Source organism: Paenibacillus sp. BK720, assembly GCF_011761545.1.
Taxonomy (GTDB): Bacteria; Bacillota; Bacilli; order Paenibacillales; family Paenibacillaceae; genus Pristimantibacillus.
This window is the reverse complement of record NZ_JAASRQ010000004.1, coordinates 29,081-43,749: the sequence shown is the minus strand read 5'-3', so window position 1 is coordinate 43,749 and position 14,669 is coordinate 29,081. Positions and strand designations below refer to the sequence as shown.

12 protein-coding genes are annotated in these 14,669 nt (G+C 51.2%); 11 read left to right on the top strand and 1 reads right to left on the bottom strand.

Annotated elements, in window-relative coordinates:
• The first annotated feature begins 3 nt into the window (after nt 1-3).
• The 11 genes from FHT67_RS15830 (at nt 4) to FHT67_RS15780 (ending at nt 13,465) form a co-directional block, all read left to right on the top strand.
• Entirely contained in the window at nt 4-201 is a 198-nt protein-coding gene (locus FHT67_RS15830; RefSeq protein ID WP_015845916.1) for a hypothetical protein, read from the top strand.
• A 171-nt stretch (nt 202-372) separates the two neighbouring features.
• Nucleotides 373-2,097: a methyl-accepting chemotaxis protein gene (locus tag FHT67_RS15825; RefSeq protein WP_132307209.1), complete on the top strand. Its 1,725-nt coding sequence runs from the start codon at nt 373-375 to the stop codon at nt 2,095-2,097.
• Nucleotides 2,098-2,209: 112 nt separating this feature from the next.
• A complete protein-coding gene (locus FHT67_RS15820) occupies nt 2,210-3,280 on the top strand; it encodes an AI-2E family transporter (RefSeq protein ID WP_132307208.1) in 1,071 nt (356 codons plus the stop codon).
• Nucleotides 3,281-3,820: 540 nt separating this feature from the next.
• Nucleotides 3,821-6,454 (top strand): alanine--tRNA ligase, encoded by a 2,634-nt coding sequence (alaS, locus tag FHT67_RS15815; RefSeq protein ID WP_167199801.1) that lies wholly within the window; start codon nt 3,821-3,823, stop codon nt 6,452-6,454.
• A gap of 59 nt (nt 6,455-6,513) precedes the next feature.
• Nucleotides 6,514-6,771 carry an IreB family regulatory phosphoprotein gene (locus tag FHT67_RS15810; RefSeq protein ID WP_015845907.1) on the top strand — a complete coding sequence of 86 codons (258 nt, stop codon included), beginning with the start codon at nt 6,514-6,516 and terminating at the stop codon, nt 6,769-6,771.
• Between the two features lie 16 nt (nt 6,772-6,787).
• The gene (ruvX, locus tag FHT67_RS15805; protein WP_015845906.1) at nt 6,788-7,204 is read left to right on the top strand and encodes a Holliday junction resolvase RuvX; all 417 of its coding nucleotides are present in this window, start codon (nt 6,788-6,790) and stop codon (nt 7,202-7,204) included.
• Between the two features lie 8 nt (nt 7,205-7,212).
• A complete protein-coding gene (locus FHT67_RS15800) occupies nt 7,213-7,506 on the top strand; it encodes a DUF1292 domain-containing protein (protein ID WP_132307206.1) in 294 nt (97 codons plus the stop codon).
• The gene (locus FHT67_RS15795; protein ID WP_132307205.1) at nt 7,506-7,820 is read left to right on the top strand and encodes a DUF1292 domain-containing protein; all 315 of its coding nucleotides are present in this window, start codon (nt 7,506-7,508) and stop codon (nt 7,818-7,820) included. Before FHT67_RS15800 ends, FHT67_RS15795 begins: the two co-directional genes overlap by 1 nt.
• 272 nt (nt 7,821-8,092) lie before the next feature.
• Complete coding sequence (mltG, locus tag FHT67_RS15790; protein ID WP_167199798.1) at nt 8,093-9,190, top strand: endolytic transglycosylase MltG; 1,098 nt, start codon at nt 8,093-8,095, stop codon at nt 9,188-9,190.
• A 195-nt stretch (nt 9,191-9,385) separates the two neighbouring features.
• Complete coding sequence (locus FHT67_RS15785) at nt 9,386-11,542, top strand: methyl-accepting chemotaxis protein (RefSeq protein ID WP_243711650.1); 2,157 nt, start codon at nt 9,386-9,388, stop codon at nt 11,540-11,542.
• A 93-nt stretch (nt 11,543-11,635) separates the two neighbouring features.
• The gene (locus FHT67_RS15780; protein ID WP_167199795.1) at nt 11,636-13,465 is read left to right on the top strand and encodes a peptidoglycan D,D-transpeptidase FtsI family protein; all 1,830 of its coding nucleotides are present in this window, start codon (nt 11,636-11,638) and stop codon (nt 13,463-13,465) included.
• On the opposite strand, the gene FHT67_RS15775 is transcribed toward FHT67_RS15780, so the two are convergent.
• Complete coding sequence (locus tag FHT67_RS15775) at nt 13,451-14,602, bottom strand: AI-2E family transporter (protein WP_132307202.1); 1,152 nt, start codon at nt 14,600-14,602, stop codon at nt 13,451-13,453. The genes FHT67_RS15780 and FHT67_RS15775 overlap by 15 nt on opposite strands.
• Between the last annotated feature and the right edge of the window lie 67 nt (nt 14,603-14,669).

Sequence of the window (14,669 nt, the reverse complement as noted above, 5' to 3'; positions counted from 1 at the left end):
AAGATGATGAGATGTCCCAACTGCAATTCAAAGGATATTGGTAAAATCGGTTCCCATCAGTTCTACTGCTGGGGCTGCTTCATAGAGCTGACAGTGAACGGTGAGAAAATGTCGGTCTATCAAGTGGAAGAGGACGGAACGCTGAGTTCGCTCGACGATTTGTTCTTTGAAGAGGAAATGCCGCAAATTCAAATCAATTAGCGGCTCTATAGATCAGGTGACGACTTCAGGACGGCTATGGGCCGTCCTTTTTGCTGTGCTTGGATGAAGCACAGGAGAATCGTATAGGAAATCATCAGAAATTTATATGTTCATGCGGAGCAGGACGAACGATAATCTTAGTACATTCTACGTATAACGGGGGAACTTCGCATGAAACAACTGGCAGCGGCTATTAAAAAGAGAACAGCCGTCCGAATTGCAATCAGACAAAAAATGATGGCTGCCTTTATCGGGGTGGCCGTACTGGTAGGGGCAGTCAGCGTCACCGCTTATATTTTTCTTCACCAAATCGACCGGTCGGCTTCCTCCATCATTCATACGAACACGAAAATTGCGGAGCAGGCCGCGGCTATCGAAACTTTGACGGAGCAGCAGAAAGGGATGTTATTTCATTATCTGTTGGAGCCTTCCGGTGAGTTGGAAGAGCTGTTGTTGAGAACAAACGGAGATCTGGAAGCGACAATTAAGCGGCTGGAAGGTTTATTGGCCGAAGATGACAGCTCGATCGCCGCCATGGATGAATCAAACCAAACCTTCAAGAGGCTGGTAAGCAAAGTAACGGGATATATGCATGACAACCGCCCGAATCTTGCGCAAGCTGAAGCGAAGATGTGGGCGATCCAGGTGTCAGAGCAGCTGTCTGTCACTGCAAATACAATTCAAAATGGGCAAAATAAGGCGATGGAGGGCAAATTGGCAGCTAATGCAGATCAGGTGACGCAGCTGTCACGGATCCTACTTGCCGGAAGTTCTGCGGCGCTTCTGTTGTCTGTGCTGATTGGCTATTTTCTATCGCAATCCATTGTAAAGCCGACTCGTCGCCTGGTTAAAGCCGCAGAGCAAATAGCAGCATATGATTTGACTGGCGAAACCGTGCATGTGCACAAGCGGGATGAGCTTGGCGATCTTGCGGCCGCTTTTCATACCATGAATCTTCATTTGAGAAACATGATAGCCGAGGTGAGCAAACATGCCAGTCAAATGGCAGAAGCTGCGAACCAGACGAACATTGGATCCGGACATTTGCGGTCGGCTTCCGAGCAAATTACGACTATCGTTCAGGAAATCGCGCATGGTACCGAGCGGCAGGCCGACAGCATAGACCGCAGTACTGTCCGAATCGAAGCCATGTCGGGTTCGATGTCGCGGATGGAAGGGGTCGTTGGTGTTGCCCGAGAAAAGACGGCAGCGGCGCAAGAGGCTGCGTTGCAGGGGAGTACGGCAATGAATGCCGCTGTCCGGCAAATGAGCGCCATTTCAAGTACCATGGGTATTTTAACGGGATCTGTCCAGAAGCTTGGAGAACGCTCTGAAAAAATCCAGCTTGCTATCGAGCTAATCGCAGGCATTGCGCGGCAGACGAACTTATTATCCTTGAATGCTTCTATTGAAGCGGCACGAGCAGGCGCTGCCGGCCGGGGTTTTACCGTTGTTGCGAACGAAATCCGTCAGCTGTCGTCGCAGACGGCAAGCGCTGCACAGGAAATAGCGGAGCTTATCGCAAGCATCCGGACAGAAACGGGGGATGTTGTCGCCTCAACCAGAGGAAGCGCCGATGCCGTTCAGGCGGGAACGCGGGTCGTTGCTGAGGCAGGACTTTCCTTTGAGCGTATTGCAGCGGCTGTTGCCGAAATGGCCAGACAGATCGAGCAGATTGCCGTTATATCCGAAGCGACAGCGGGGGAAGCGGACAACGCAGCTCAATCGATGCTGCAAATCCGCGAGGTTGCCAAGGAAGCGTCAGCAGGCGCGCAGGATGTTTCCGCCCATGTGGAGGAGCAATATGCGGGAATCCAGCAAATCTATGCGTCTGCTCAGCTGTTAAGCCATACGTCGATCGAATTGAAGTTACTTGTCGGCAAATTTAAAGTGTAGCCATATTCTATAGGGCATTCATGGATGAAATGGACTGCTTGTACATATACTGAAGCAGATTGCTCTGTCAATCTTTAGGCTTTCGGTAATGAAACAAGCGGGGGTGAGGACGGTGGAACGGTTGACGAAGAGCCGTCTGTTCGTATGGCTGGTCTATATCATCATGGGGCTGCTTGCCCTTTATTTACTGCTGCTGGTAAAGCCCATTTTCATTCATTTTTACGTGTTTTTAAGGTCGATTCTCGCCCCGTTTATTATCGCCATGATCGTATCTTACGTGCTGAATCCGATTGTTACGATGCTGCATGAGCGGAAGGTTCCCCGAACGGCAGCGGTTCTGCTGATTTATGCCGTATTTTGCGCGGCGCTGGCCGTCATTTTAGTTAACGTGATCCCGATGTTCAAGGAACAGATGGACCAGCTGAACCGACATGTTCCCGATTTGACCTATCGAGCGGAAAGCCTCGTGACCGATTTGAACAATACGTCTTTTCTGCCGGACAGTATCCGGGACGGGATGAACAAGTCCATTTATCAGATGGAGAAGAAGCTGTCGGATACCGTTTCCCATTTCATTAACAATATCGGGTCTGTCGTGAATGCGGTATTTATCGCTTTTATCATCCCGTTCCTGGCATTTTATATATTGAAGGACTTCGATTTATTCGAGCGGACGGTCATCACCTACGTTCCGAAGTCGCACCGCAAGCATACCGTCAGGCTGCTCAAGGATATCGACACGGCGCTCGGAAGTTACATCCGGGGGCAATTTATCGTCTGCATCATCGTTGGCATACTCGCCTATATCGGGTACGTCATCATTGGGCTTCCGTATCCGCTTCTGCTTGCCAGCATTGTATCCGTGACAAACATTATCCCGTACTTGGGCCCATTCTTTGGCGCGGCTCCGGCCCTTCTCGTTGCGTCAACAATCTCTATGAAAATGGTGCTGTTTGTCGCCATCGTCAACATGGCCTGCCAAGTGCTTGAGGGCAATGTCGTATCCCCGCAGGTGGTTGGGCGTACGCTCCATATTCATCCGCTTGCTATTATCTTCGCCTTGCTCGTCGGAGGAGAGATTGCCGGCATTGTAGGGATGATTTTGGCGGTTCCGATCTTCGCGGCGCTTAAAGTGATCGTCCAGCATATTTTCGCTTATTATGTCAGGCGAAAGACCATTTGACAGACGATCCGTTGGCCGATATACTTTAGACAGTTGCAGCAACTACTACATGCAAAAGCGTTGATGGAAGGAAGTAAGCCATAGCCCGTCAATCAGAGAGAGAGCTTCTTCGCCTTAGGGCGTCGGCTGTAAGAGCTCTTGGGACGAAGAATGGCCGAAAGCTACTTTCGGAGTGTGAACGAACTTCACCGGGAGGACCCGTTATCGTCCATACGAGGAGATTGCTTTTGAATGCGGCGGCAAGCGTGCGTTCGGGCAATAACCAGGGTGGTACCGCGATATTAAATTCGTCCCTGTCTTATGACAGGGACTTTTTTATGTTCCAAAACAAACTTTTAAAGGTTTGAAGAAGTGAGCGGCGTCGGCGCGCGGAGAGAAAGGTTGAAGCTTTTGGAGCGACAGCGTCCGCCTTTGTTTTTGAATTTTAACCTTGTACATATCGTTCAAGAAATTCAAAAACAACAGCGGCCAAAGGCTCAACCTTTCTCGCAGTGCCCATCATGCTGATCTCAACTCAAATTTTAACGGAGGTTATTAACCATGAAAGCAAGTGAAATTCGTTCCAAATGGCTTTCCTTCTTCGAAAGCAAACGACACCATATCGAGCCAAGCGCGTCGCTTGTCCCTCATAACGATCCGTCGCTGCTCTGGATCAATGCGGGCATGGCTCCGCTCAAGCCTTATTTCGACGGACGCGTCATTCCTGACAATCCGCGCATCACGAACTCGCAAAAATGTATCCGCACGAACGATATCGAGAATGTCGGCAAAACCCGCCGCCATCATACGTTCTTCGAGATGCTGGGCAACTTCTCCATTGGCGACTATTTCAAAGAGGAAGTCATCACTTGGGCGTGGGAGTTTCTGACGAGCAAAGAATGGATCGGCTTCGATCCTGAGCGCCTCTCCGTTACGGTATATCCGGAAGACGAGGAAGCGTACAAATACTGGAACGAGAAAATCGGCCTTCCGGCCGAGCGCATCTACAAGCTGCAGGACAACTTCTGGGATATCGGCGAGGGCCCTTGCGGACCTTGCACCGAAATTTTCTATGACCGCGGCGAGAAGTACGGCGACCTGAACGATCCGGAATGCTGGCCGGGCGGCGAGAACGAGCGCTTCCTTGAAGTATGGAATCTTGTATTCTCCCAATTCAACCATAACAAAGACGGCAGCTACACGCCGCTTCCGAACAAAAACATCGATACGGGCGCGGGTCTCGAGCGTTTCGCTTCCATCCTGCAGGATGTGGATTCCAACTTCGATACCGACCTGTTTATTCCGATCATCGAGCGCACCTGCGAAATCGCCGGTGTGAAGTACCATGTCAATGCCGAGCATGACGTTGCGCTGAAAGTAATCGCCGACCATATCCGTACGGTTGCCTTTGCGGTGGGCGACGGCGTTATGCCTTCCAATGAAGGACGAGGCTACATTATCCGCCGATTGCTCCGCCGCGCCGTGCGTTACGGAAAAACAATCGGCATCGACCGTCCGTTCCTGTATGAGCTGACTTCCGTCGTAGGCGAGATTATGGGCGTCTACTATCCGGAGGTTGTCGACAAACGCGAGTTTATCGAGCGCGTTATCCGTACGGAGGAGGAGCGTTTCCACGAAACCTTGTCCGACGGTCTTGTCATGCTGTCCGATCTGGTTGCAGCAGCACGCAAAGCGGGCACAACAGAGATCGGCGGCGAGGACGCATTCCGCCTGTACGATACGTACGGCTTCCCGTTTGACCTGACAGAGGACTTTGCTTCCGAGAACGGCATGACCGTTGACCGCGAAGGCTTTGACTCTGCGATGGAAGCTCAGCGCGAACGCGCTCGCGCAGCCCGCCAGGATACAGGCGGCATGAACGTACAAGGCGGTCCGCTTGCCGACTTTACGGTTAAAAGTGAATTTGTTGGCTATAATGAACTGGTAACAGAAGCCCAAATCACAGCTATCGTCCATGAAGATTCGCTGGTAGACCTCGTAGGCGAAGGCAGCCGCGTGCTTGTGCTGCTCGACCGTACTCCTTTCTATGCGGAAAGCGGCGGTCAAATCGGCGACAAAGGCACGATCGTAGGCAACGGATTTACGCTGCAGGTTGAAGATGTAACAAAAGCGCCGCATGGCCAAAGCGTACATCACGCCGTGGTCGCTTCCGGTACCGTTCGTACTGGAGAGACTGTGGAGGCTGTCGTTATCCGTTCGGTACGCGAGGATGTCATCAAGAACCATACGGCAACTCACTTGCTGCACAAAGCACTGAAAGAAGTGCTTGGCGACCACGTTAACCAGGCAGGCTCGCTTGTACAGGCAGACCGCCTGCGTTTCGACTTCTCCCATTTCGGCAGCATTACGCCTGAAGAACTGACGGAAATCGAGCGCAAGGTAAACGAGCAAATCTGGATTGGAACTCCTGTTGTAATCGAGAGCAAGCCGATTGCGGAAGCAAAAGCAATGGGCGCTATGGCGCTGTTTGGCGAGAAGTACGGCGACATCGTGCGCGTTGTGCAAGTCGGCACTTACAGCATCGAGCTGTGCGGCGGCTGTCACGTAGCGAATACGTCCCAGATCGGTATGTTCAAGCTGGTAAGCGAGAGCGGCATCGGTTCCGGCGTACGCCGTATCGAAGCAGTAACCGGCCGCCATGCGTACGGCTATACGGAAGGTCAGCTTGATCTTCTGAAGCAGGCTTCGGCGCTTCTGAAAGCTAACAACAACGATGTTCCAAAACGGATTGAAGCCCTGTTCGCGCAAGTGAAAGAGCTGGGACGCGAGAACGAATCGCTGCAGGCGAAGCTGAGCCGCATCGAAGCAGGCTCCCTTGAGCAAAGCGCGAAAACCGTTGGCGAAGTAACCGTATTGAGCGCGAAGGTCAGCGCGCCTACAATGGATGCTCTCCGCGGCATTGCAGACGAGCTGAAAGCGAAGCTGCCTTCTGCGGTTATTATCCTCGGCGCCGTGCAAGAGGACAAAGTGAGCCTAGTTGCTGCCGTATCGGCCGATCTGGTCAAGAAAGGCTTCCATGCCGGCAAGATCGTCAAGGAAGCGGCTGCGCATTGCGGCGGCAGCGGCGGCGGACGTCCGGATATGGCGCAAGCCGGCGGCAAAGACGCTTCGAAGCTGGACGAAGCTTTGAAACTTGCCGAAGAACTGGTTCTTAACCAATCAAATGTGATATGATAGCAGTGTAAATGTAATAAACTAGTTAATAAATGCGGTTGGAAAGCGAGGTGCTGGCGATGAATTCCATGGACAACACGATGAAGTTTAATGTGAAGGCGGAAGGCGAATCTTCCTCACAAGACATTTTGCTTACGGTGCATGAGGCGCTTCTGGAGAAAGAGTATAATCCGATCAATCAGATTGTTGGGTATTTGCTGTCCGGAGATCCCGCCTACATTCCACGGCATAACAACGCCAGAAGCTTAATTCGCAAGAAAGAACGCGATGAACTCATTGAAGAGCTTGTCCGGTTTTATCTGAACAACAAGAAATAAGAATTGGGAGCCGGATATGAGAACAATGGGTTTGGATTACGGTGACCGCAACATCGGAGTTGCGGTCAGCGACGCGTTCGGCTGGACCGCGCAGGGACTGGAAACCGTTCACAAGCGCAGGGACGGCGGCGAAATGGATCGGATTGCCGAGCTGGTGAAAGAGCATGAAGTAACGGAAATCGTTGTGGGACTGCCGAAAAATATGAACAATACGATTGGCCCCCGCGGCGAAATAAGTATGGCATTCGCAGAGCAGCTTCAGCAAACACTAAACTTGCCTGTTCACCTTTGGGATGAACGGCTGACAACGGTATCCGCCGAGCGGACTTTGCTTGAGGCGGATGTTAGCCGGAAGAAGCGAAAGCTAGTAATAGACAAAATGGCGGCAACGCTTATTTTGCAAAATTATCTCGATTCTAAAACGAAAAGGTGAGGGTTGCGATGACAAAGGATGACCTGCAGTTCGAAGAACCGGAAATTATTTATATTCCGGATGAAGACGGCAACGAAGAAGAATTCGAAGTCATCATGAAGTTTGAAGTGGATGGCTCTGATTCGAAATATATGATGGTTGTTCCGCTTGCAAGCGAAAGTGACGAGGAAGATGAAGTATACGCTTTCCGTTATGAAGAAGAAGGCGACGACCTGAAGCTGTACACGATCGAAGACGAGGAAGAGTGGAACATGGTTGAAGAAACCTTCAACACGCTTCTCGGCGAGATGGAGGAAAATTAATGGCAGATAACGAGCGCATTATTCCGGTTCCGCAAGAGCGGCTTCGGGAAGTGTTCGGGAATGTAATCGAGCTGGTCTCTGAACACGGAAGTCTCGACAAATTCGAGATCAAAGCAGAGTTTCAGCTGGGCCCGTACGTTTATGCCGCTCTGCAATCGCCTGATATGAAGAAAGAGCAGGAGGTCGAGCTGTTTCGCGTCATTCTGACCGATAACGGCGAGCCTCAGCTTGAAACGATTGAGGACGATGATGAGTGGGAACTTGCGGCGGAAGCCTACGATGATCTTCTGTTCGCAAACGACGAAATGCCTTAATTGCATAAGCTAGTTAAAAAGAGCGGCTCCCACCGCTCTTTTTCTCAGGCTTTCGAAGGAAATTATTGTCGGAAAATGGATGAAACTGATGAATTAGAGTCTATGTCATAACTTTTAAGATTATGCTTACGAAATAATGAATCATCACAATGGCCGAAATATGGCCATTAGGGTGATAATTCATTAAGATTATGCTTACGATGCAATGAATCATCACAATGGCCGGAATATGGCCATTAGGGTGATAATTCATTTTAGGAGGAACGCGGTTGGTGCAATCGAGACAACAGCATTCGAAATCAGGACCCTCGGCAGGCCGGATTGCCCTGTGGGTCGTTTTATCACTCTTGGCTCTCCTTATTATTGGAGCGGGGAGTGTCTTTTTGTATGTTTGGAACGGGTTAAAGCCGACAGCTGCCGGCGAACCTGTCCGAATTGAAATCGCAAAGGGCGCTTCGGCGATTGCGGTATCCGATACGCTGGAGGAGCATGGCATTATCAAGAATTCTTTTTTGTTTAAATATTACTTGAAGGCCAAAAACGAAGGCTCGCATTTCCAGGCCGGCGTCTATGATCTAAGCCCGGGAATGGAGAATGACGAGATCATCGCAAAGCTAAACAGCGGGGATACGGTAGCCGAAGCCATGATTCGGTTTACGATTCCAGAAGGCTTCACTTTGCTTCAGATTGCCGACAAGCTGTCGGAGGAAAAGCTGATCGACAAGGAAAAATTCCTGGCGCTTGCGGATTCTGCCCCGGGCTGGGAAGGCGCGGAGGCCGTAAAATCGATACCCGCCGACGATAAGCTTCATCACCGGCTGGAAGGGTATTTGTTCCCGGAGACCTACGAGCTGAAGAAGGGGAGCACGGAAGAGGATATTCTCAAGCGGATGATGGCGGAGCTGGATACGAAGCTGGATACCTTGCCCGAGGGCTGGACGGATGTTCTTGCCGAGCGCAAGCTGACGCTTCATCAGCTGCTCACGATCGCGTCGCTGATCGAGCGGGAGGTGGTTGTCGATGAAGAGCGGCCGATTGTGGCCGGCGTCATCTATAACCGTCTGGCGAAAGGAATGCCTCTCCAGATCGACGCGACCGTTCAATACTTGCTGGATAAGCCAAAGGAACGGTTATACGAGAAGGATCTGCAGATTGACAGTCCGTACAACACGTACAAGATTGACGGACTGCCGCCGGGACCGATCGCAAGCCCAAGTCTCGCTTCGATTAAAGCGGCTTTATATCCGGAGAAAAACGATTACTTCTATTACGTCACCAAGAAAGACGGCTCGCAGACGCATCTGTTTGCCAAGACCTACAAAGAGCATCTGAAAAATATCGAAACAAGCAATGAAACGGCCGCGAAATAAGGCGGAAATTATCGACAAGGAAGGACATATGTCCTTCCTTGTTTTTTATTGGGAAAAATAGTTTTTGAAATCTACTAATCAATTGACATTTTCCGACCGATATAAAATAATAGGACTGTACATACCAAAATAGGGTAATAGAACTAGACCGATCCAACCGACAAACTACATAACGATAAAGAGGCGGTGTCTTGCATGAAGAAAACGGACAAACCTAAAAAAGTTAAAGAGAAACCGCAAAATATGAAAGCGCAATCAAAGGCGCAGGCGGTTACCGCTCAAACAACGAAGCAAGTAACGCAGACATTCACATCCATTTTCTCCAACCCATTAAAGTCAGTAGGTACAAAGCTGTTCCTGATTATCTTTGTGAGCATTATCGCGTGCGTCTTGGTTGTGGGTCAAATGGCCTACTCGAAAGCGAAAAACATCGTTGAAGATAAAGTATCAAGCGCAAGCTTCGAGACGATTGCGCAGGCTTCGGCGAACTTGGATATTATACTTAAGACGTATGAGGATCTGTCGATGCAGATCATGATCGATAAAGAATTCCATAAGCTGGTTTCTACCCTGGAAGACAGCACGGAAGCTTTTGATTTGTTTGAGGCAGAGAAGGATTTGGGAGACCGACTGCAAAATGCGGTGATGAGCAACAAGGCGATTATCGGCGCTTATTTGCTGCCGCTGGACGATAAACTTCCGGTGATTACGTACGGGACGGCCTCCGTGGCCGTTGCCCCTGATTTAATGAAATCGGATTGGTTCGAGAAGACGAAAACCTCTAAGGGCGGCGTGAACTGGATCGAAACGCAGCCAACCGGTTTCGGCACAAAGGACAAGCTGCCGTCGATTGGTCTCAGCAGGCAAATGAACAACACGACAACCAACGCGGCGTCCTATATCCTGTTACTCGAGCTTAACCTCGAGGATATCCGCGCGCAATATGAAGACGTCTCGCTTGGCGAAGGCAGCAAAATTTACCTGGTGGACAGCGACAACAAGTATATCTCAGCCCCGGATAACAGTCTGATCGGCAAAGGAAATGTAGTGAAGCTGAATATTGACGAAGAAGGCTCGTTGAAAGAGAAGTCCACTGACGGGGAAGAGGTTCTGTCCGTATTCAAGACGCTGGATACGGCCGGCTGGAGACTGGTCGGCACCATCCCGGTTAACGAGCTTGTGAAAGACGCCGGCGTTATTAACAAAATGACCTGGCTGATTGCGCTGGTTGCGATGTTTATTGCGATTGCGATCGGCATGCTGGTTATCCGCACAGTCGCTATGCCGCTTATTGCGATGCGCAATCTGATGAACGAAGGCGAACGCGGCAATTTGACCGTTCGCTCGAAAATAACGAATCGTCAGGATGAGATCGGTCAGCTTGGCGACAGCTTTAATAAAATGATGATACAGATTACGGCGCTTGCCAAGCAAACGACCCAATCCGCCGATGATGTATTGTCTACGGCCGGCGAGCTGACCGATGTGTCGAAGAAGACGGCGATCTCCGCAAGAGAGATTTCCGTGGCGACGGAAGAGATCGCAAGCGGCGCGTCCAGCCTTGCGGTAGAGGCTGAAAGAGGCAGCGATCTGACAGGCAATATCAATCATCAAATGAAGTCGGTCATGGAAGCAACCGGTCATATGGTTGAATCTGCCGGCGAAGTGGAGAAGGCCAGCCAGCAAGGTACGGCTTATATGGGTCTTCTTATCCAGAAGACGGGCATGACGGAAGAAATGACCCGTTCCATGGTAGAGAAGGTGGACAGCCTCAAGCTTAGCACGGGGTCGATCGTTAAAATTCTGGATGTACTGAACAATCTGACGAAGCAGACGAATATCCTCTCGCTGAACGCAACCATTGAAGCGGCACGGGCCGGAGCGGCAGGAAAAGGTTTTATGGTCGTCGCCGACGAGATCCGTAAGCTGGCGGATCAATCCCGTCAATCGATCGATGTCGTAGGCCAGATTACGGAGACGATTATGACGCAGATCGAAGAGACGGTGACGGTATTGTCGGATGCGTACCCGCTGTTCCAGGAGCAGATCGGTTCGGTTAAAGAAGCAAACCAGTTGTTCCTGACGGTGCAGAACCAAATGGGGCAATTCGTGCAGAAGCTCGATTCGGTAACGAATTCGATCACCATGCTGGATCAATCGCAAGTGGTGTTAACGGAGGCAATGGTGAATGTGAGCGCGGTAGCTCAGCAGTCCTCGGCTACTTCCGAAGAGGTCGCGTCGCTCAGCACCGAGCAGCTTAGCATCAGCAACGGGCTGGTTAACCTGTCCGAGAAGCTGGACGCCGTATCCCGCGGTCTGAAGGAGTCGTTGTCCCGTTTCAAAATCGATTAATCATGCAGCCGTCCAAATGGATGAAAGATCCGTTTGGACGGTTTTTTTGTGCTTCGGAAGGGCGATAATGTCTAATGACTGGAGGCGCCTTACATGAAAAGACGTATTGCCGTAATCGGGTTATTATTTGTATTTATTTTGTCCGGGTTTATCGCTAGGCTTGCTTGGCTGCAACTGACCCCGGGCTACGGGCATAAGAACGCCGCTGCCGCCATGGGCCGAACCAGCTGGAAGCGGATGTCGGTTATGCAGCGTGAACGGAATCTCGTGCTGGATTCAGGCCGGGGAGATTTCGTAGACCGGAATAATAAATCCATTACGGGGGAGACGTATTATACGCTTGCCTTATTTCCCGTTCCCGTGAATACGCAGTTTGAAGATCCTGAAGCGGAACAGAACTGGCATCGGAATGCCCGGCAGCTAGCCGCGATTCTGAATGTAACGGAAAGTGAGCTGGTGAGCCGGTGGCAGGAGCTGCGGGAGCCATCCTTCTGGCATAAAGGGAAGGAGAAGCTGCCTTACCGTTTATCGGACAAGCAGCTTCAGAAGCTGACTCAGCTTCACTTGAACGGAGTAAGGGCATTGCCTTACCGGAACCGGTACTTAACGGCATTTGCCGCCAAACAGGCGATTGGCTATATCAGCCAGCATCCTGAGCATCTTGAATTGGCGTATTCGAAGGAGCTAGTGTCGGGTAAACGGAAAATCAATGAGCTGATAGGCGGTTCGGGTCTTGAAAAGTCGCTGGATGATCTGCTTCATGGCGCCGGCGCTACATCCGTCTCTTATTTTACGGACGGCAACAAGGGGCCGCTGCTAGGGCTGAATTATCGGGTTACGGGACCGGGAAATCCGTATTATCCGCTTCAAGTACAGACAACGCTTGACCTTGAGCTGCAGAACAGGATTGAAGCTTATATCGATGCCATACCGCTGAAGGAAGGGGCGGTTGTTGTTCTGGACGCGAACAATGGAGACATTGTGGCAATGATCTCCCGGCCGCAGATGGAGCCGCTGCAGCTGGACAATGAGAAGGAATGGGCCAATCATGCGATTCAAGCGGCTGTTCCGGGCTCCATCTTTAAGCTGGTTACGGAGGCCGCTGCCCTGGAAGCGGGAGTGACAAACGAGAAGGAGCGTTTTACTTGCAATGGGGAATACGGCAAATACGGCTTGTCCTGCTGGAAAGAAGGCGGGCATGGCACGCTCACGCTGCAGGAGGGACTCGCGCAGTCCTGCAATATTGTATTCGCGACGATCGCCGAGCGGTTAAGCGCGGAGCAGCTGCAGCGAACGGCAGCTGCTCTTGGGATCGGGAAGCCAGCCGGCTGGCATTCGGAACGGGCCTTTGGTCCGTTCCGTCATCCGCTCCGGCTGCTTGGGGAAGAGGAAGCCGGGCGGTTATTCCCGGCTTTGGCCAGTGTAAAGACGGATGGCGGCGTCATGGCGCAATCCGCCATTGGGCAGCGTGATGTATTGATGACGCCGCTGCAGGCGGCGAATCTGGTCGTTACGCTGCTAAACCACGGGCGCGTAATGGAGCCGCGCCTCGTCCGGGAAATCCGCTATGCCAACGGACAGCGGATGGTTACTATGCCCGCAAAGAGCGCTCCGGCAGAGGACGGCCGAATTCGCCCGGCCACCGCGCGCAAGCTGCTTCGCGGCATGGAGATGGTTGTCGACCATGGGACAGGGCGGTCGATCCGGGAGGGTGCGTGGGCGGTAGCCGGCAAATCCGGTACCGCGGAAATAACAAAGGCCGGAGCGCCCCGCGTGAACCAATGGTTCACGGGATACGGTCCGGCCCGGAAGCCCCGTTATGCGGTTGCGGTGCTGGCGGAGAATCGTCCGCCGGGCAGCAGCAACCAGGCGACGGCGCTTTTTCGCGGCGTAATGGATATTCTCGCTTTATACTCCCGTTGAACGTTGATTGCTATCGATTTCCTCCTCGGCAGCTGCCGGGAACGGATTGACGTCATATTCGCCCTGCGGCGTGCGGATCCAGCGGTGGAAGAAGCCTTGCTCGTACAGCGCCTTGATCAGAATAATAATGATTGGCGACAGGATAACGCCTGCAACGCCGAACAAATGCAGCGATACGATCATGCACGACAGCATCGTGAAGGCGGATACGCCAAGCGTATCGCCCGTGATTTTAGGCTCCACGATATGGCGAGTCAGCACAACGGCAACTAACAATACCGACAGCCATACGGCAAGCGAGGTTTGACCAACCAGGAACAAATAAATGATCCAAGGGATAAACAGCGTACTGACGCCAAGAAGCGGCAATACGTCGAAGATCCCGGCCGTAAAGGATATGGCGAAAGCATTCTCCACTCTAAGAACAAGCAGCGCCGCGAAAATAACGAGGAACGTAATACTCATCATTTTTGCCTGAGCCTTCACATAAGCTCCAATACCTTTAAATACATTTTCTCTAAGGAAGAAGAAAGCTTTCTTGAACGTATTGGGCGTCTTGTTGTTGGCGGTTATCTTCCATACTTTAATCTCGATGCTCAGGAAGTAGGCCAGAATAATCCCGATAACGAAGTTGAATATAAAGGTGGAGAACGAGGAAATATATCCGATCAATCCGGTGAAAATAATATTGGCCAGCTTCGGCAAATATTCCGTTGCCCCGTTTATGTATTCGGTAATTTTTTCCACCCATTCGGGAGGCAGAGCTTTCAGCTTTTGTTGGAAGACGCTTGAATCGTCCTGCACCTGTTCTTTGAACAGCTGTTGGTATTGCGGCAGTTTCACCTTGATGAAGTCGGTGCCTTGGCTCGTAATAATATAGGCTAGTCCGGAAAAAATGCCGATAATAATTAGGGAGAACACGAGCACCGATATGCCGGAAGCAATCGATTTTTTGATCCCGATCTTGTTGAGCCACCTAGCCAGCGGCTCGATGAACAGGTAAATCACAAAGGCAAAGAAAATAGGCGTTGCGATCTTGTAAAGGTAGCTGAAGGCGAACATAACCAGATAGACCGTAAGGGCAATAAGCGCTATGTCGAATGCGGTACGCCAGTATTTCTTGTAAAACGGAAGCATACAATAATCTCCTCTCGTACAGGAATCAAATCCCTGTTGTGATTGTACTATAATTTTTAAAACGATG